Genomic DNA, 18,545 nt, shown 5'->3' on the forward strand with positions numbered 1-18,545 from the left:
GGACATGCGCCACGCCAGACATGACGCCTCTGCGGCGGGCGGGTCCCCCGTCCCGGCGGGCCCGCTCTTTGCCCTGAGGTCCTCGGGGGCGCTCGCGCGCCTCTGGGCGCTCTGCACGGGGCTCGTCGCGGCGTGCGTCGCCTTCTCGGGCGCGATGCCGCTGCTGGAGCCCTCCCAGGCGAGCTCCCTGGACGGCGGGGTCCTCGGGCAGACCGTCGCCTCGGGCATCGACGTGGGCGCGGACATCGCGCGCTACTACGCCTACTTCCTCGTGTTTCTCGTCGCCGGCGTGGCGTCTTTCGCGGGGGCCTCGCTGCTCGAGGCCCGCCTGGGCGGGGCGAGCGAGAAGGACGACCGCCTGCTCGGCGCCGCCCGCGAGTACGGGTGGGTCGCCGCCTTCCTCGCGCTGCTCTCGCCGCTCGTGGGCTGGCCGGTCTGGCCGGCGCTTCTGTGCTACGCGCTCTGCACCCTCCACTACGCGCTCGGCCTCGCCAACCGGCGGGGGCTGGGAGTCCTTCCCCAGACCGTGCGCGCGGCGCTCTTGGCGCTCTTCCCGTACGCGGCCTTTGGGCTCGTGTCGCTCTCCCTCTCCGGGGGCTCGCCCTCCGCTGCCGCCGCGCTCGCGCTCGGGCTCGCCTGCGTCGCGCTGCTCGCCTCGGCGCTGGCCTACGTCCTCGCGTATCGGCGCTCCCAGGGCCGCTTCGCCGCGAGCCTCGCGCGCGCCTCGCTCGCCCCGCTCGCCGTCTGCGCGGCGACGCCGGTCCTTCTCGAGCTCAAGAACGTGCTCGTCGTCCGCGGCCTCGTCTCCGAGCCGCGCCCCTACGCCCTCCACGCCGCCCTCATGGCGCTCGCGACGGCGGCCTTCGTCGCGCTGCTTCTGTGGGGCGCGCGCGAGGGGCGCGAGGTCCCGGAGGGCAGGCGGGCGTCGATCGAGCGCGCGGCGATCGTGCTGCTCGTGGTCGCCGTGCTGCTGAGCGCCGCGCAGCCGCCCGTCTCCGTGGAGTACGGGACCGACTACTTCGAGAGCGCCAACCACGGTCTGGCCCTCGACGGGCTCTTCCGCCGCGGCGAGCTGCCCGTGGTGGAGAGCTTCGACGCCCACATGCTGCTGCGCCAGCTCACGGGCATCCTCTACTACCTGCTCAACCCCTACGAGCCCTGGGCCAACGCGATCTACAACTCCCTGCGCTCGTTGCCCGTCTTCATCGTCTTGTACCGCGTCCTCGCGCACTTCCTCTCCGAGCGCTCCGCGGCCCTCTGGGTCCTCCTCTCGCCAGTGTGCTACCTGCTGCTGTGCGCGGGGCCGCCGGCGGACTCGCTCTCCTTCGCGTTCCTCTCGCTCTGGGCGCTCTGGCGCGCGCTGCGCCGGCCCGGGGCCCGCTCCTACGCGCTCTTCTGCGTCTGCGTGGTGCTCACCTGCCTCATCGGCCTCGACGCGGGCGTCGCTGCCATCGTCGCCGGCGCCGTCACCTTCCTCGTGTGCCTCCTGCGCGACCGCGGCCGGGTGAGGATCGCCCCGCTCGCCGCCGTCGCCGCCGCGACGATCGCCGCGTGCCTGCTGCTCTGGGCGGCGCTGTGCCTCGCCCGCGGCGTCGACCCCGTCTCGAGGCTCCGCGAGTTCGTCCTGCTCGCCGCGTCCAACGCCAACTGGGCGGTGTACCCGGTCGGCGACCTCGACGCCTTCGTGACGCCGCTCGTCTACTTCGTCGCCCCGCTCGGCGGCGCGGCCCTGCTCGCGTGGCTTTCCCTTGTCGCCCCCGTGGACCTCGGGGCGGGGGAGGGCCGCGAGCGCCGGGTCGCCCTCGCCTGGGTCTGCGCGGTCTTCCTCTGCGCCTTCTTCCTCGCCAACCTGAGCCGCGGCGTCGTCCGGCACAACCTCACCGAGGGCAGCGCCGGCGCGCTGCTCTCGACGCTTCCTGCCGCGGTGCTCTGCGCCGTCGTCTACGTCAGCCTGCGCCGCGGGGAGGGGGTCGCGGGCACCTTCGGGAGGTTCGTCCTGGCGGGCGCCTGCACGACGGCGCTCTTCGGCGTGGCCGCGACGGACGGCGTGGGCTTTGTCGGGGGCTTCGAGTCCCAGCTCGTCCAGGCCGTCGCGCAGTGGGGGTCGGCGGAGCAGTACAAGCAGGCTCCCGAGGGCGGCACGCGCGTGACGGGAGGCTCCACGGCCGACGAGACGCTCGCGGCGATCCTCGACGCCACGACGGGCGACGACGAGACCTACCTCACGCTCTCGAGCACCGACTACCTCTACGCCATCGTGGGCCGCAAGAACCCGATCTACGCCAACCAGTCCCCGATGATCCTGAGCGGGACCGAGTCCCAGGAGCTCGCGCTCGACGAGGTGGCGGCGGCGCGGGTGACCTACGTCCTCATGCCGCGCGACGCCTGGACCATCGCCGACGACCTCGACGTCTGCCTCAAGTACTACCTGCTCTTCGAGTACGTGTACGAGAACTACGAGCCCTTCGTCCGCATCGACGGGGCCGACTACGACCTGTGGTGCCTCTCCGACGAGAGAGACGAGCTCGCCGCCGCGCTCGAGCGGGGCGGGCCCGAGGGCGGCTGGTCGTTCGTCGAGGGCTACGAGCCGGGCTTTCTCGGGCAGCTCGGCCTCATCCCGCTTCTGTGGGGCGAGGACGCCGAGGCCTCTGCGGACGCCGGCGCGCCGCTCGCCGCCTCGGACGGCGCCCGCACGGTCGCCGTGGGCGAGAACGTGGCCGTGGCGCTCTCGGGGGAGGCCGGCGGGGAGCCCGCCTACCTCGAGCTCGTCGTTGACGCGCCGCAGGACGGCGAGATGACCGTCGAGCTCGGCGAGACGGGCCGGGTGCTGAGGCTCGCGCTTCGCGCGGGGGAGCACCGCTACCTCGTCCGCGTCTCGGCCTACTACGAGTGGTGGGAGGGTGCCGTCGGCTCCATCGGGCTCACGAGCTCCCTTGACGTGGAGCTCCGCTCGCTCTCGGTGCTCGGCGCCTCAACCTAGCGCGCCGCGGGCCGACAAGAGCCACCCCCCGGGTCCTTCTCGCCCGCGGTGTGAGAGAATAGCGACGTTGGCGCGCAAGCGCGAAGGTTTGGAGGAAGCCATGAGTCTACGATTCCGCGCCCTGCCCCTGGGCGCCGCGGCGCTCGCCCTGACGGGGGCGCTGCTCGTTCCGTCCGCCCCCGCGCTCGCGACGGGCGACGTCGCCCCCGTCGTCGCCGTCGAGGCGTCCGCGAGGACGGGTGAGCAGGGCTGGGTGGCCGAGGGCGGCTCCTGGGCCTACTACGAGGGTGGCGTCCGCCGCAGCGGCTGGGTGGTGAGCGACGCCTATCCCGAGGCGTCCGGCTCGGGCCTGCAGCGCTACTGGCTCGGCGCCGACGGCCTGCTCGTCCGCGACGCCCTCGTCGAGGTCGGGGACGGCACCTGGGCCTACGCGCGTCCCGAGGGCTACGTCGTCCGCGGCTCCTACGCCCGCGACGGCGTCGTCTACCTGGCGGACAACGACGGCAGGCTCCTCTCCCCGGGCTGGCAGGTGACCGACGTCGTCACCGGCTCGCTCGAGCGCTACTACGTCGACCCCGAGACCCACGCCGCGCGTACGGGCTTCTTCGCCGTTGACGGGCGGCAGTACTTTGCCTCCGCTCAGACGGGCCTCGTGGTGCGCAACGTCGGCTCCGCCGCCGCGCCGCTCGTGGACAACGACGGCGTCATCCACGCCTCGGGCTGGGTCGTCACCGACGCCTTCGGCGGCGCGCTCGACCGCTACTGGTTTGGCGCGGACGGCCTCATCGCCGAGGGCCTCGTCGAGGTCGGGGACGGCACCTGGGCCTATGCGCGCCCGGACGGCCCCGTCGTGCGCGGCAAGTGGGCTGACCCCGCCACGGGCGCCGTCTACCTCGCCAACAACGACGGCGCGCTCGAGGCCCCGGGCTGGCTCGTCACCGCGAGCTACGACGGCGCGGCCCAGCGCTACTACGTCGACGAGACGACGCACGCCTGCCGCACCGGCCTGTTCACCTACGGCAACCGCTACTATGGCATCCCCGGCGCGGGCTACGTGCTGCGCGGGACCATGGAGGTCGACGGCCAGACCCTGGTCGCCGACAACGACGGCGCGCTCGTGCCGACCTTCGAGACCACCGTCGCCACGGCCGAGGGCTCCTCGGCGCGCGTCGCCTCGACCTACGTCGACCTGACGCCGCACCTGTTCCTGCCGGCGCACGCCGACCTCTCGTCGCTCACCCTGTCCTTCCCGTCCTACCTCGGGAAGACCATGCTCGTCTCCCTCGACGGCGGGGCGACCTACGTCGAGGTCTCGAGCGGCTCCGCCGTGGACCTCTCCGCCCTGCCCGCGGGTGAGGACGGCTCGGTCTCGGTTCTGTTCCGCTATGCCGACAGCACGGTCCCGCACGTCCTCACGGTGATGGTCTCCGACAGCGTGCGCGCGCTCTACCTCGTGAGCGACGACCCCGTCAACGAGGGGCGTCCCTTCGTCGACGGCAGCCCCGACCACTCCGCCAAGGCCAAGGGCTCCGCGCTTCTCGTCAACCCCGACGGCACCGTCGTCTACGACGGCGAGCTCTCGCAGATCAAGGGCCGCGGCAACTCCACCTGGGGCCTCTCCAAAAAGAAGCCCTACCAGATCAAGCTCGAGGAGAAGTGCGACCTGCTCCAGACCGGCAACGACGACAACCGCAACAAGACCTGGGTCCTGCTCGCCAACGCGACGGACTCCTCGCGCCTGCGCAACACCGTCGCCTACGACCTCGCCCTGGCACTCGGCCTGTCGACCGCCCCGGAGTGCGCGGCCGTCGACCTCTACTACGACGGCGAGTACCGCGGCAGCTACCTGCTCTCCGAGAAGGCCGAGATCAACGACGGCCGCGTCGACATTCACAAGCTCGAGGACGACAACGAGGAGGCCAACCCCGGCGTCGAGCTCGACGAGCTCCCGCTCGCCCAGGGCACCAACCGCTACGGCCAGACGTTCCAGTACGCGCAGGGCATGGCCGACCCGGCCGACATCTCCGGCGGCTACCTGCTGGAGCTCGACATCTCCTACTATCGCGGCGAGCGCTGCTGGTTCACCACCACCGCGGGCGCCTTCGTGGTGAAGGAGCCCGAGAACCTCTCCTACGCCCAGATGCTCTACATCTCCGAGCGCATGCAGGAGGCGATCAACGCCTCCGACCCCGAGCTCGCGGCGCCCGGCACCCGCGCCTCCGACTACATCGACGTCGACTCGTTCGCCCAGACCTACATGGTCAACCAGTTCTCCAAGAACATCGACTGGCACGCGTCCTCGGCCTACTACTACCTGCCCGCGCAGGGCGACGCCGAGAAGCGCGGCCTGAGAGACGTCATCTACGCAGGCCCGGTGTGGGACTTCGACACCGCCTTCGGCATCCGCTCCGAGACCGCCGACGCCGCCGAGTGGCGTGACACCGCGGGGCTTCTGTTCGAGGACGACCACCGCGTCTGGTTCGTGAAGTGTCCCGAGGTCGAGCAGGCCGTGGCGCGGATCGCCGCGGAGCGCGGCAACGCGCTCGCGGCGGCGCTGGGATCTGCCGACGGGACGTCCGCGGGCATCCGCTCGGTCGCCCAGATGGCCGCTGAGCTCGAAGCGTCCGAGGCCATGGACGAGGTCCTCTGGGGCTACGAGGTCTTCGAGAACTGCATCGAGCCGTACCAGACCTACGAGGAGAACGTCCGGTACCTGAGCGACTGGGTCGCGGCGAGGGCCTCCTGGCTCGCGTCCAACGGCTGGTCATAGGAATCAGGCGGCCGCGGCCCACGAGGTCGCGGCCGCGGTCTTTGGGGAGGCTGCCATGGGTGGGGCGCATTTCGCGCAGTCCGGCTCCGAGGGCGCGCGTCCGTCTTCGGGCTCGCGGTGGTCGGTGCTGCTCGCGTGCGTCGTCGTGGTGCTCGTCGTGGCGCTCAACGCCGCGCTGAGGTACCCGACCGAGGAGGTCAGGTACCTCAACGAGGACGCCACGTGGCACACCCTGCTCACGGTCCAGGCCTATGAGGAGACCCCTGCCTCCCAGCACCTGTTCCTGCCCATCGACACCCTCGGCGAGCCGGCCGACAAGTACATCCCCTGGGGCGCCGCCATCCCCGACGACGCGGGCAACTACTACTACACGTCCTTCTCGCCCGCGGGGTTCTTCGTGGCGTGGGCCTTCATCAAGGCGTTTGGCCTGCCCGTGGCCGAGTCGAGCATCTACCTTTTGGGCACGGTCACGCTCGCGGTCTCCGCGTGCGTGCTGGCGGCCCTTCTGGCAGCGGTCTATGAGGGGCGGCGGCACCGGGCGGCGCTGGTCCTTGCCGGCGCGCTCGCCTACGTCTGTCTGCCCGAGGTGCTCCACGGCATGGGCCCGGTCTTCTGGCACCAGTCCGTCATGCAGGTGACGCTGCCCTTGCAGGTACTGGCGTGGTGGCACGCCGAGCGCGGCTCGAGGGGATGGCGCGTCGCGTTCTGGGCGCTCGCGCTCGCCAACCCCTACATCGAGTGGACGGGATACGTCGCCAACGTGGGCTTCGCGCTCGCGGGGCTGATCTGGCGCCACGACGGCTGGCGCGCGGGCCTTGCGCGCGCGGCGGGGCTCGCCCTCGTCACCGCGGCCTCGTTTGCGCTTTTCTGCGGCCACTACCTGCTGCGCGTCTCGGCAACGGCCTTTTTCGACGCGCTTCTCGCCCGATTCGTGAGTCGAGGCCCCACCTCGACCTCCACCTCCTACGCGACCCTGCTCGCCCGGTACGGGACCTCGTTTGCGCTCCTGTGGGCGCTGCTTGCGGGCGCCCTGGTCTGGGCGGTCGTCGCGAGGCGGGGACGCCCGCGCCTCGCTCCCGGCGTGCCCGCGCTGCTCTTTGTGCTGGCCTTCCCCGTGCTCGAGAACCTCGTCATGAAGCAGCACGCCGTCAACTACGGCTACGACCGCATCAAGCTCGCCCTGCCGGTCCTGCTGCTCACGTGCGAGCTCGCGCGCAACGCGCTCGAGGCCCGCCCGCGGCGCCGCGAGGGGGTGCCGGCGGCCGCGGGGTTCGTGGCGGTCGTCGCTGTGGCCTCCGCGCTCAACGTCTGCTCCTACGTCATGGGCGGGACCTACGTCTGGCCCGAGGCCTATCGGGCGGACAACGAGAAGATCGCGAGCGCGGTCACCGCCGACTACCCGGACGCCCTCTACGCCTGCGACAGCTTCGTCAGGGGGTACCTCAACCTGCTCTTTGGGCGCGGCATCTACGAGTACCAGAGCCCCGAGTCGTCCCGTGCCCTCGCCGACCAGCGAGGCTATGACACCGTGGTGCTGATCGAGTCGCCGGACTCCCCGTACGTGCGCGACGTGAGGGTCTTTTCGCCCGAGCATCCGGACGGCGTGACCTACGCGCTGGACGACGCCGGCAATCTGGTCGTGACCGAGTAGGGCGCCCGCGCGCCGCGGCGTGCCGGGAGAGGGTACAATCGTCCGTACGAACACGTCAGGAGGGCAGACATGGCCACCATCACTTCCGGCAACTTCACCTTCACGGACACCTCGATCGAGGGCGTCAAGATCGTCGACGTCAAGAGCTACGGCGACCGCCGCGGCTACTTCATGGAGACCTACAAGCGGCCCGACTTCGTGGTCGGCGGCATCGACTGCGACTTTGTCCAGGACAACCAGTCCTCGAGCACCCGCGGCGTCCTGCGGGGTCTCCACTTCCAGATCGAGCACCCCCAGTCCAAGCTCGTGCGCGTGGTGCGCGGCACCGTCTTCGACGTGGCCGTCGACCTGCGCCCGGGCAGCCCCACGTGGGGCCGTTGGGAGGGGGTCGTCCTCTCCGCCGAGAACCACCGCCAGTTCTTCATCCCGCGCGGCTTCGCCCACGGCTTCCTCGTGCTCTCCGACGAGGCCGAGTTCTGCTACAAGTGCGACGACACCTACCACCCCGGCGACGAGGGCGGCCTCATGTGGAACGACCCCGAGATCGGCATCGCGTGGCCGCCCCTCGAGGGCGACGACGCCTTCGATCCCGCCAAGCTCGTGCTCTCCGACAAGGACCAGGTGCACCCGCCTCTCTCCTCTCTGCGCTCGTAGATGGGCGAGCTCACCCTCGACAGCTACTTCGCCGAGCACCCCCTGGACGCAGGCGAGCTGCGCCGGGGCCGCGCGCTGAGGCTCGCTGCGTGCCTGCGCAGCGACGAGGGGGACTTCTCCGCGGGCCCCGTCTCGCACCTGTGGGTCGTCCTCTCGTGCGCCCGTGCGCCGCGGCGCCCCCATGCCCCGCGCTGCGTGGCGCTGCCCGAAGGCCGCGGCCCGGCGGGGGCGCGCCCGGTGCGCCTGGCGCCGCTCGCGCGCCACGAGCTGACCCTCGCGGGCGGGGAGCGCTGGGTGGTCGAGGAGCGCGCGGCGCTCGTCCCCGACGAGGTGGATCGCTTTCTCGTTGTGGCGGGCCTCCTGCGCGTGGCCGCGGGGCGCCGGGCGCACCGCGACCTGCTCGGCGCCTATGACGCCCGGATCGCCAACGCATCCGTCGACGCGGACTACCCCGCATGGCTCGCCGCGCGGCGGGAGGCTCTTCTCGCCCGGCCGGCCCCGACGGAGGGGCCGCTCATGAGCATCGTGACGCCGGCCTTTCGCACGCCGCCGCGCCTTCTGCGCGAGATGCTCCAGGGCGTGCTCGCCCAGACCTACCGCCGCTGGGAGCTCGTGCTCGTGAACGCGAGTCCCGGGGACGCCGGGATGCGCGCGGTGCTCGACGAGCTCGCCGACCCGCGCGTTCGCGTGGTCGAAGCCCCGGGGAACCTGGGCATCGTGGGCAACACCAACCTCGGCATCCGCGCGTGTCGCGGGGATTACGTGAGCTTCCTCGACCACGACGACCTCCTGGAGCCCTGCGCGCTCGCGGAGCTCGTCCGCGCGATCCGGGAGGGCGAGAAGGACGGGCGCGCCCCGGGGCTGCTGTTCTGCGACGAGGACAACGTCGACGGTTCCGGGCGCCCCTGCCTGCCCCTCATCAAGCCGCCGCTCAACGCCGACCTGCTGCTCTCGAACGACTACGTGCTCCACTGGCTCACGGTCAGGCGCGAGCTGCTCGGCTCCGTGGCGCTCGCGAGCCCGGAGGTGGAGGGCGCCCAGGACTACGACCTCACGTTCAAGATCTGCGAGCTCGGCACGCCCGTGGTCCGGGTGCCGCAGGTCCTCTACCACTGGAGGATCACCGACGGCTCGTCCGCCGGGGACCCGGCTTCGAAGGAGTACGCGCAGGAGGCGGGCGTCCGCGCGATCGAGGGGCACCTCGCGCGCACCGGCGTCTCGGCCGAGGTGCGGAGGGGCTGGGCCTACTTCACCTACGAGACCCGCTTCCCGGTGCCCGCGCCCGCACCCTCCGTGGGACTTGCCCGCGGCGCCGAGGCGAGCCCCACGACCGCCGCCGCGCTTAAGGCGTACGCCCAGGCCCGCGGCACGCGCGCCCCCGGGGTGGGGGAGGCGGACCTCGTGCTCTTCGTCACGCGGGAGCACGACCTCGACCTCGCCTCCCTCGAGCTGCTCGTGGGCCACGTCTGCCGGCGCGGGACCTTCTGCGCCGCCCCGCGCGTCGTGCGCGCGGACGGCCTGCTCGACTACGCCGGGATGATTCTGCGGCCCGACGGGACGCCGCTGCGGATGCTGCGCAACCTCCCCCAGGACGACGGCGGCTACGTCGGCCGCGCCCAGCGGCCCTACGACGCGCTCGTGGTGAACCCGGAGTGCTTTCTCGCGGACGGCCGCGAGCTCGCGCGCCTGGGGCTCGACGGGACCGCCGCCCCCCTCGCCTCGGGGGACGCGCTCGAGGCGTTCGTGCGGGCGCACGCGGCGGGCCTCTGCAACGTCTATCTCCCGTACGCGACGGCGCGGCTCAACGCCCCGCGCTCGCTCATGGGACGGGACCCGTCGCCCGAGGAGCTGGCCCGCGGCGAGCGCCTCCTCGCGCTGCTCCCCGAGCTCGCGGAGGGGGACCCCTCGCACAGCCCCAGCTTCGACCCCTGGAGCCCCTACTATCGCCTGCTCCGGGGGTGAGGTCGCCGGCTAGCGCCGCAGCAGCCGGTCGAGGAACTGGAACTGCCCCTCGGCGCCCGCCGCGAGCGGGGCAGCGTCGATCGGGTCGCTCGCGAGGAGCCGCTCCACCAGCGCCCCGGCGTCTGCGCTCGCGAGCTCGTCGAGCCGCACCGCGAGCGGGCGGGCAAGGTCCTCGAGGACCTTCTCGGTCTTCTGGTCGTAGACGATCGGCAGCACGCGGCAGCCGTGCGCGATGCCCAGCACCATCGCGTGGAAGCGCGTCGCCACGACGCACTCGGCGTCCTCGAACGCGCTCAGGACCTCCTCGGGCCTCGTGCGGTACCGGACGCAGGTCACGCGCTCGCGCTCCCGCTCGGTCAGTTCGGCGAGCAGGGCCTCGATCGCGCGCTCGTCCCCCTGGCTCTCGTTGAAGGACGCGAGCGTGACCTCGTAGCCGCGCGCGACGAGCGCCCTGATTGCGGCGAGCGAGAAGGACCGATAGGCGGCGGCGTACCCGGAGATGCCGAAGGTGCCGTCCCGCCCCTCGAGCGAGATGGGGCACACCACGGCGCTCCGGCGCTTCTCGCGCACGGTCGCGGGGTAGCCGAAGAGCACGTCGGGGGCATAGGCGACGTTGGCGAGTCCCGGGAAGAGCCCGGCCGAGTAGCGGTCGCGGAAGACGATCCCGTCGTAGCGGGCGAAGAGCTCCCGGTACGCCTCGAGGATGCCCTCGTCCTCGTAGGGGCCGAAGTTGGCGCCGATGACGTAGCTTCTGCGGGCGTGGTCGGCGAGGAAGGAGTCCGCGGCGAAGAAGGCGTCGAAGTTCTCGCGGTCGCGGATGAAGCAGGAGCCGCTAATGTGCACCGCGGCGTCCGCGGTCGAGACGAGCGTCCCAAACTCCTCGACCGGGTGGAGTTCGAGGTTGGCTATGTCTGAGAAGCGCCCCTCGTAGCCGCCGTCAACGCAGAGGAGGAAGTCCGCGCCGGGGTAGCGCTCGCAGAGGGCCCGGACGAAGAGATCGTCCCCGAGGTTGCCGCTCAGGTGCGCCTGGACGAGGACCCTCGGGCGCGCGGGGCCGGCGGGGGCCAGCGCGGAGACGGCGTCCCCCTCGGCGCCCCCCGAGTCGCGGCCGCGACCCCCGTGCAGGATTGAGCCGAGGGCCCTCAGCGGCCGCGTGACGCGCCAGCTGGATGACCCGCGCATGCCGTCCATCTCGGCGCGAAGGGAGGAGAGCTCGCCGTCGCGCCGGGAGACGAGGTCCTCGAGCGCCCGCACGTGGCCGCGCAGCGACTCGATCTCAGCGTTGAGGGCGTCGACGGCGGCGCGGAGCTGGTCCCCCTCGGCGCGAAGGGCGCCCACCAGCTCGACCTGGAAGCGCGTGTCGCTTTTGACCACGAGGTCGTTGTAGAGGTGCTCGGTCGCCATCTCGTAGAACCGCTGGACGGTCAGGTCGTAGCGGGTCTCGAGCAGGCGGCGCGTCCGATCGTTGGCAAGGAGCGCCTTGAGGGCGCGAAGCCCCGCCGGCGTGACGCTGACGTCCCAGTCGTCCTGGGGGCGGCAGAGCAGAAGCGCGCGCTCGCAGGCGAGCTCGTCGGGGGACGAGGAGTCGGGACGGACGAAGTCCTCCCGGAAGGCCTCCAGGAAGACCTCCTCGGGCATGTCGTCAAAGAAGTGAGCGCGGATGTCCAGGTACTCGTTGAAGGTGCGGGTGATGTTGCGCAGGTTGGCTCGGCTCGCGTTCTCGTTGGTCGCGCCGTCGCCCACGAACTTGCGCATGGCGACCAGCCTCTCGGGCACCATGAGGATGTTGCGGCGCTTGGCTATCCGCACCCAGTAGTCGAAGTCGTGGAGCTGCCGGTAGGCGAGCTCGAAGCCGCCCGTCTCGCGCATGACGCTCGTGCGCATGAGCACGGAGGAGTGGATGAGGCAGTTGCAGCGGTAGTAGAAGTGGCGCAGCCACTCGCGCTGCGTCGCGTAGGCGGGCTCGAGCGCCTCGGGGAGGTCCGCGGCGAGGTCGCGGACGTCACGGCCGCCCTCGTCGATGAAGTCGCACCAGGAGAAGCAGGCGCCGACGTCCGGGCGCGCGGCGAGCGCGGCCATCTGCCGCTCGAGCCGCTCGGGGTACCAGACGTCGTCCGAGTCTATGCGCGCGAGCCACTCGGCGCGCACGAGCGAGAAGCCGTAGTTGGTTGCGGCGCAGATGTGGCGGTTCTCCGGCAGGCGGTGGAGCTCGACGCGCGGGTCGTCCATAAAGGACTCGACCACGGCACACGAGCCGTCCGTCGATCCGTCGTCCACGACGATCAGGCGGAGGTTTTTCCAGGTCTGCCCGAGCACGCTCGCGATCGACTCCGCGAGGGTGCTCTCATGGTTGCAGTTGACCATAAGGACGTCGATGCGAGGCTCGTTCACGGTGCGCTCGATTCTCCCGGGTGCGGCAGGTCGTCCCATTATACCGGGCGCGTTTGCCCGCCGCCCACTGCGGGCGTCGGTTGAGAAAAGTGACAGCGCGGTGTGCCCACGCTACACTTTACGGGACGCCCCGCACGCGGGCGGGCTGGGACTCGAAAGGACGAACGCATGCACATCAAGACTGCGGGCATCTGTCGGGGGAGCGAGAAGGTCTTTGCGCTCTGCGGCATCCCACGAGTCGCCGAGGGCGTCACCGTGCGCGCCAGCGCGAAGGAGAGCGGCCGCGGCGTCGCCGTGCCCTGCGCGCTGCACCCCTACGAGTCCGACGACGAGGGGCTCAGCTGGTTTGTCTGCTGCCTGCCCGTCATCTCCGGGCCCGGCTACGTCATCTCCCTGGAGACCTCCGACGGCGCGCGCGGGGAGCTCTCCCTGAGCTCCAAGCAGGCGACGTGGGAGTCGCGCCTTAACTATCGCCTGCACCCCGAGCTCTGCCGGAGCCTGCGCGACTACGATTACAGGGCCGCCGAGCAGACGGCGCGGATCGAGTTCACCGACTGCATCGCAGGGGGCGAGAGGAACGTGCTGCGCGGCACCGTCCTGCTCCCGCTGCGCGAGGACAACGCCCCGAGGATCTCCTGCCTCACCCAGGGGCTCGAGCCGGTGGACCTGTCCCTCACGATCATGGGCACCTCCGTCGAGGGGGCGGACACCTACGAGCCGACGCTCGCCGTGCAGTTCTCCGCCCGCATCCCGGCCGAGCTCGACAACTACATCTTTGTCTTTGGCGACGAGAACCACCCCGAGCTCGACGGCTTCGAGGTCCTCTTCGCCGGATGGTACGGCGAGCTGCTTGCCCGCACCGGCGAGGTGATGCGCAGCGCGCAGGTGGACCCGGGCTATCCCGGCTGGTTCGAGGCGCACCGCGCCAGCGCCCGCGAGCTCGCCGGCCAGGCGGTCGCCGAGCTCGAGCGGCGCCCGAGCTTCAGCGTGATCGTCCCGCTCTTCAGGACGCCCGCGGACTTCTTCGAGGACATGGTCGAGTCCGTCCGCTCCCAGTCCTACGCCCCCTGGGAGCTCGTCCTGGTCAACGCCAGCCCCGAGAGCGCCGAGCTCGCCGGGCTCGTCGAGCGCGCGTGCGCCTCCGATCGCCGCATCCGCGCCGTCACGCTCGAGGACAACCTCGGCATCTCCGAGAACACCAACGCCGGCATCGCCCTGGCGACAGGCGACTATGTGTGCTTCTTCGACCATGACGACGTCCTGGAGCCCGACCTGCTCTTCGAGTACGCCCTCGCCCTCAACGAGGACCCTGCGATCGACCTGCTCTACTGCGACGAGGACAAGCTGCTGCCCGACGGCACCTTCGCGCAGCCCTACTTCAAGCCCGACTTCAACCTCGACCTGCTGCGGAACAACAACTACGTCTGCCACATGCTCACCGTCCGGCGCAGCCTCCTGGGGCAGATCGAGCCCAACACGCGCGACTACGACGGCGCCCAGGACCACAACCTCACGCTGCGCGTGGCCGAGCGCACGAGCCACATCCACCACGTCCCCAAAGTGCTCTACCACTGGCGCATGAGCCCCAGCTCCACGGCCGGCGACGCGGGCTCCAAGTCCTACGCCTCCGAGGCGGGCATCCGCGCGGTGAGCGAGCACCTCAAGCGCTGCGGCATCGCGGCAAAGGTCACGCTCGCCGACCGGCCCTTCACCTATCGCGTCATCTACGACGTGCCGGAGGAGCGCCCGCTCGTCTCTATTGTCATCCCCACCAAGGACCACGTTGACCTGCTCTCCCGCTGCGTCGACTCCATCCTCGAGAAGAGCACCTACAACAACTACGAGATCGTGCTCGTGGAGAACAACAGCGTCGAGCCCGAGACCTTTGCCTACTACAAGGAGCTCGAGGCCGCGCACCCCGGCGTCGTGCGCGTGGCGCGCTGGGACGCCGAGTTCAACTTCTCCAAGCTCATGAACTTCGGGCGCAGGAACGCGCGCGGCGACTACCTGCTGCTGCTCAACAACGACACCGAGGTCATCACGCCCTCCTGGATCGAGACGATGCTCGGCCTGGCGGCGCGCGAGGACGTGGGCGCGGTCGGCGTGCGCCTGTTCTACCCGGACGACACGATCCAGCACGCCGGCACGGTCATCGCCGGCGGCGTGGCCACCCACGTGCACAAGAACCTGCCGCGCGGCGTGCGCGGCTACTTCGCCCTCGACGACGCCCAGATGGACCTGAGCGCGGTCACGGCGGCGTGCGTGATGACGAGCTGCAGGGCCTTCGACGCCGTGGGCGGGTTCACCGAGGAGCTGCAGGTCGCCTTCAACGACATCGACTTCTGCCTCAAGCTGCGCGAGCGCGGCCTGCTCGTCGTCTACACGCCCGAGGTCGAGCTCTACCACTACGAGTCGATCTCGCGCGGGACCGAGGACAACGATGAGAAGCGCATCCGCTTCCACCGCGAGATCGCCTACATGAACTACCACTGGGCGCCCTACTACGTGAAGGGCGACCCGTACTCCAACCCCAACGTGACGCGCGTGGACCCGAGAAACGCCTACTACCACCTGTAGGCGGAGGGTAGGGGTATAGCGTTGCGCCGCCGCGGGCTCCTGCCTGCGGCGGCGTCTTGCGTCATGGCGAGAAGAACCAGGTGAGCTTGGGCGCCGCTGCGCTGCGAAGTGCGCCACGGGGAGAGTGCGCCACGGGGAGATCTTAAGCTGCCTGTAAGCACGCCGAAATAATGTTGACGGGGGGGGGGGTGTCGCTCTATATTGACTCCATCTATAGGTGCCCGACCCCACTTTATGAAGGGGCATGCTGAGAGGAGAGCAATGTCGAGATTTGAGATCAGGAACGGTGCGCGTCTTGCCGCCACCGCGGGGCTGGGCCTCGCGCTCACCTTCGGCGTCGCGCCGGTCGTCGCGCTGGGCGATGCTCCCGAGGTCTCACAGTCCCCTGATGAGACCACGGCAGGGAATGATGAGGGAGAGAAGACGGACAACGTCCTGACTGGAGTGGGCTCTGACGAGGGAGATTCCGCGCTTACGTCACCTGAGGATGGTGCTGGGGATAGTGGCTTGACCGAGACTGCGTCTGAAGTTACCTACGAAACGGAGAGTGGCACTACGACTGGCTCCCTCGCGGAGGCGCTTAAGAGCGTCAAGGCAGGCGGTACCATCACGCTAAACGTGAACGTGATGCTTACGGAGCCAGTCAACGTTGATAAGAAGGTCACGCTGAACCTTAACGGCAAGACCATTGCACGGGACGCTGATGGCTGGACGGATGAGGCCACCGCCGACTATCTCGTTGCCGTGAAGCGCAGCGGCGATCTGACCATCACCGATACCAGCCCTGAGCGTTCCGGCGCCATTACAACGGATACCCTTGCATGTGGCGTGAAGGTCACCACGTTTGGCGAGAATAGTGATGAATACCCTGCCGTTCTCACTGTTAACGGAGGTACGATTCAGGGCAAGTACTATGGCATATCTGGCAATGGGACTAGGCACAACACAAAAATTGTTATCAACGGTGGAATCGTCCAAGCCCTTGACCCTGAGGGTACGGGAATCTATCATCCGCAATATGGGTCGCTAACCGTCAATGGCGGTACCATCTCCGGCAACACCGGCATCGAGATTCGCTCCGGCAGCCTCGTCATGACCGGTGGTTCCGTCTCCGGTTCCCCCGACGTGCCTGTCTTTGAGCCCAACCCCGGCGGCACCACCACGCGCAACACCGGCATCGCCGTCTCGCAGCACACGACCAAAAATCCGGTTGACGTCACCATCACCGGGGGCACCGTCTCCGGCGGCGCTGCAGTGTACGAGAGCAGCCCGCAGGACAATCAGGATGACAACCCCGTCAACGTCACCATCAGGGACGCAGAGCTCAACGGCTACCTGATCAGCGCTGGCTTCGGCGATGTGGACGTTACGAACACGACCGTCAACGGCAACGTCTCCAAGACCGGCACCGGCAGCATGGGGGTCACAAGGAGCACTATCACCGGAAATGTCACGAAGGGACCGGGCAACTCCGGGACCATCGGCTTCGTGAACAGCGAGATACTTGGCGAGGAAGCCCCCGAGGAAACTGTCGGCGATGGCGTCACGTACGTGAAATCGACCGTGAACGGCGAGATGCGCGACACTAACGTCAGCGAATCCGAGGCCATGGTCAGCGGCGCTCGTTACGATACCCTGGAGGATGCCATCAAAGCCGCGAAGGACGGTGACACCGTCACCCTGCTCAACGACGTCGTCCTCGACGGCACCAGCAAGTTCAACAACGAAGGCATCCTGACCATCACCAAGGACATCATCCTCGAGGGCAACGACAGGACCATCACTGCCGAGAATGTGCTCCTCGGCGAGGGCACGGCCGCTGGCCCCAGCATGATCAACATCGAGGGCGGCGCTGACGTGACCGTTCGCAACCTCGTCATCGACGGCGGGGGCAGCGAGCCGGGTGTGGACGACAACACCAAGCACGGCCTGAACGTCTACGGCGAGGGCACGAAGGTGACCGTCGAGAACGTCACCTGCAAGAATGGCAACGGCTACGGCGTCGTGATCAACGGCGCCGAGGCGACGATCAGCGGCCTGACCACCTCCGGCAACGGCTGGGGCGGCGTCAACGTGGACAGCAAGTCCGGCCCGGCCTCGCTGGTCATCGACAAGTCGGACATCGACGAGCCGACCTCGATCAAGATCGAGAACAGCAGCGATGACTCGAAACCTGACCCCTTCGTCAAGATCGAGGGCGGCACCTACCGGTACGTCACCACGGGCGATGAGATTAAAACGCTCAAACTGACCATCTCCGGGGGCAAATTCGACACGGACGTCGACACGGGCGCGCTCGACGGCGTCGTGAACCCCGGCGACCACGTCGAGGACGGCCTCGTGTGGGACGCCTCGACCGGCGAGGTCGAGAAGGAGCCCGAGCCCTCCGTCCCGAGCGGCCCCTCGACCCCCTCTGCCCCGACCTATGACGTGACGGTCCCCGAGGCCGAGGGCGGGAAGGTCACCGTCTCCGACGCCTCCCCCGAGGAGGGCGATAAGGTCACCGTGACCGCCACCCCCGACGAGGGCCAGGAGGTGCGCGAGGTCGTCGTGACCGATGCCGAGGGCAACAAGATCGAGGTCACGCCCGGCGAGGACGGGACGTACACGTTCGAGATGCCGAAGGGCGACGTCACCGTCGAGGTGACCTTCGGCTGCGACGGCGGCGGGCTCTGCCCGACGCACTCCTACGCCGACCTCGACCAGGCCGAGTGGTACCACGACGCCGTCGACTGGGCCGTCACGAGCGGCGCCATCCTGGGCTACGGCGACGGGACCTTCGGCCCCGGCAGGTCGCTCACCCGCGCCGAGATGGCGACGATCCTCTGCCGCCTGGCCGGCGAGCCCGAGGCGGACCTCGAGGGGCTCCCGTCCGACGTGCCCGCGACCGAGTGGTACGCAAACGGTGTGGCCTGGGCTCTCGCCGAGGGCGTGTTCAACGGCAACGGCGACGGGTCCTTCGACCCGGCGGGCGCGATCACGCGCGAGCAGGCGGCGTGCGTGCTCTACAACCGCGCGCAGGCCGCGGGCGAGGACGTCTCCGCCCGCGCCGACCTCTCTGCCTTCGCCGACGCGGACGAGCTCTCCGGCTGGGCCGAGGAGGCCATGAGCTGGGCCGTCGCCGAGGGAGTCTTCAGCGGCGGGGCCGCCGGCCTCGAGCCCGGGCGCGCCCTGACCCGCTCCGAGGGCGCCGCGATCCTCTGGAACTGGGAGACGCGCGAGTAGGGGAGCGTCAGCCAAGCACGACCCCCAGGGGGCGCCGGGCCGCAGCGGCCCGGCGCCCCTCCTCTCGCTCGGCCCGCCCTTCTCGACCGCGCGTCCCTCTCGCCCCCTGTTTCGCCTTTGCCGGCCGTGGCACGGATCCGTCTCGGGCGCGTTGCGTTTTCCGGGGTCGTGGCACGGCGCCCAGGGCAGCGCGCCGCCTCCCGGCGCGCGTCCCGCGCCCGCGTCACGCCACGACTCGCGATTCCGCAACGTTTCCGGTGTCTGCGGGCCCGTCGTGGCGCTCGCGACCCGTCTGCCGCTGCGCCCGCCTGCCCTGGCCGCATTATTCGCAACGC

Annotated in this window: 8 protein-coding genes; 7 read left to right on the forward strand and 1 reads right to left on the reverse strand. The window is 70.1% G+C overall.

Going from position 1 to position 18,545, the window contains the following annotated elements; translation table 11 throughout:
- Positions 1 to 4 precede the first annotated feature (4 nt).
- The 5 genes from B5F85_RS03030 (at position 5) to B5F85_RS03050 (ending at position 10,017) form a co-directional block, all read left to right on the forward strand.
- Positions 5 to 2,980, forward strand: a complete 2,976-nt coding sequence (locus B5F85_RS03030) for a hypothetical protein (RefSeq protein WP_087314276.1) — start codon at positions 5 to 7, stop codon at positions 2,978 to 2,980.
- A gap of 100 nt (positions 2,981 to 3,080) precedes the next feature.
- Positions 3,081 to 5,750 carry a CotH kinase family protein gene (locus B5F85_RS03035; protein ID WP_087314278.1) on the forward strand — a complete coding sequence of 890 codons (2,670 nt, stop codon included), beginning with the start codon at positions 3,081 to 3,083 and terminating at the stop codon, positions 5,748 to 5,750.
- Positions 5,751 to 5,805: 55 nt separating this feature from the next.
- Positions 5,806 to 7,401, forward strand: a complete 1,596-nt coding sequence (locus B5F85_RS03040; protein ID WP_087314280.1) for a hypothetical protein — start codon at positions 5,806 to 5,808, stop codon at positions 7,399 to 7,401.
- 69 nt (positions 7,402 to 7,470) lie between these two features.
- Positions 7,471 to 8,055 carry a dTDP-4-dehydrorhamnose 3,5-epimerase gene (rfbC, locus tag B5F85_RS03045; RefSeq protein ID WP_087314282.1) on the forward strand — a complete coding sequence of 195 codons (585 nt, stop codon included), beginning with the start codon at positions 7,471 to 7,473 and terminating at the stop codon, positions 8,053 to 8,055.
- The gene (locus B5F85_RS03050; RefSeq protein ID WP_087314284.1) at positions 8,056 to 10,017 is read left to right on the forward strand and encodes a glycosyltransferase; all 1,962 of its coding nucleotides are present in this window, start codon (positions 8,056 to 8,058) and stop codon (positions 10,015 to 10,017) included.
- Between the two features lie 9 nt (positions 10,018 to 10,026).
- Here B5F85_RS03050 and B5F85_RS03055 read toward each other — a convergent pair whose 3' ends face one another.
- Entirely contained in the window at positions 10,027 to 12,408 is a 2,382-nt protein-coding gene (locus B5F85_RS03055; protein WP_158094547.1) for a glycosyltransferase, read from the reverse strand.
- 168 nt (positions 12,409 to 12,576) lie between these two features.
- Here B5F85_RS03055 and B5F85_RS03060 point away from each other — a divergent pair, with 168 nt between their 5' ends.
- Together B5F85_RS03060 and B5F85_RS03065 are read left to right on the forward strand one after the other, a co-directional pair.
- The gene (locus tag B5F85_RS03060; protein WP_087314288.1) at positions 12,577 to 14,985 is read left to right on the forward strand and encodes a glycosyltransferase family 2 protein; all 2,409 of its coding nucleotides are present in this window, start codon (positions 12,577 to 12,579) and stop codon (positions 14,983 to 14,985) included.
- Between the two features lie 261 nt (positions 14,986 to 15,246).
- Positions 15,247 to 18,210 carry an S-layer homology domain-containing protein gene (locus B5F85_RS03065; RefSeq protein ID WP_143786121.1) on the forward strand — a complete coding sequence of 988 codons (2,964 nt, stop codon included), beginning with the start codon at positions 15,247 to 15,249 and terminating at the stop codon, positions 18,208 to 18,210.
- Positions 18,211 to 18,545 lie beyond the last annotated feature (335 nt).

It is taken from the genome of Olsenella sp. An293 (assembly GCF_002159495.1).
Classification (GTDB): domain Bacteria; phylum Actinomycetota; class Coriobacteriia; order Coriobacteriales; family Atopobiaceae; genus Thermophilibacter.

Excerpts from the sequence above, each read along its gene's own strand:
- B5F85_RS03060 (WP_087314288.1), top strand. The coding sequence starts at position 12,577 with ATGCACATCAAGACTGCGGGCATCTGTCGGGGGAGCGAGAAGGTCTTT.
- B5F85_RS03050 (WP_087314284.1), top strand. The coding sequence starts at position 8,056 with ATGGGCGAGCTCACCCTCGACAGCTACTTCGCCGAGCACCCCCTGGAC.
- B5F85_RS03035 (WP_087314278.1), top strand. The coding sequence starts at position 3,081 with ATGAGTCTACGATTCCGCGCCCTGCCCCTGGGCGCCGCGGCGCTCGCC.
- rfbC (WP_087314282.1), top strand. The coding sequence starts at position 7,471 with ATGGCCACCATCACTTCCGGCAACTTCACCTTCACGGACACCTCGATC.
- B5F85_RS03065 (WP_143786121.1), top strand. The coding sequence starts at position 15,247 with ATGTCGAGATTTGAGATCAGGAACGGTGCGCGTCTTGCCGCCACCGCG.
- B5F85_RS03040 (WP_087314280.1), top strand. The coding sequence starts at position 5,806 with ATGGGTGGGGCGCATTTCGCGCAGTCCGGCTCCGAGGGCGCGCGTCCG.
- B5F85_RS03030 (WP_087314276.1), top strand. The coding sequence starts at position 5 with ATGCGCCACGCCAGACATGACGCCTCTGCGGCGGGCGGGTCCCCCGTC.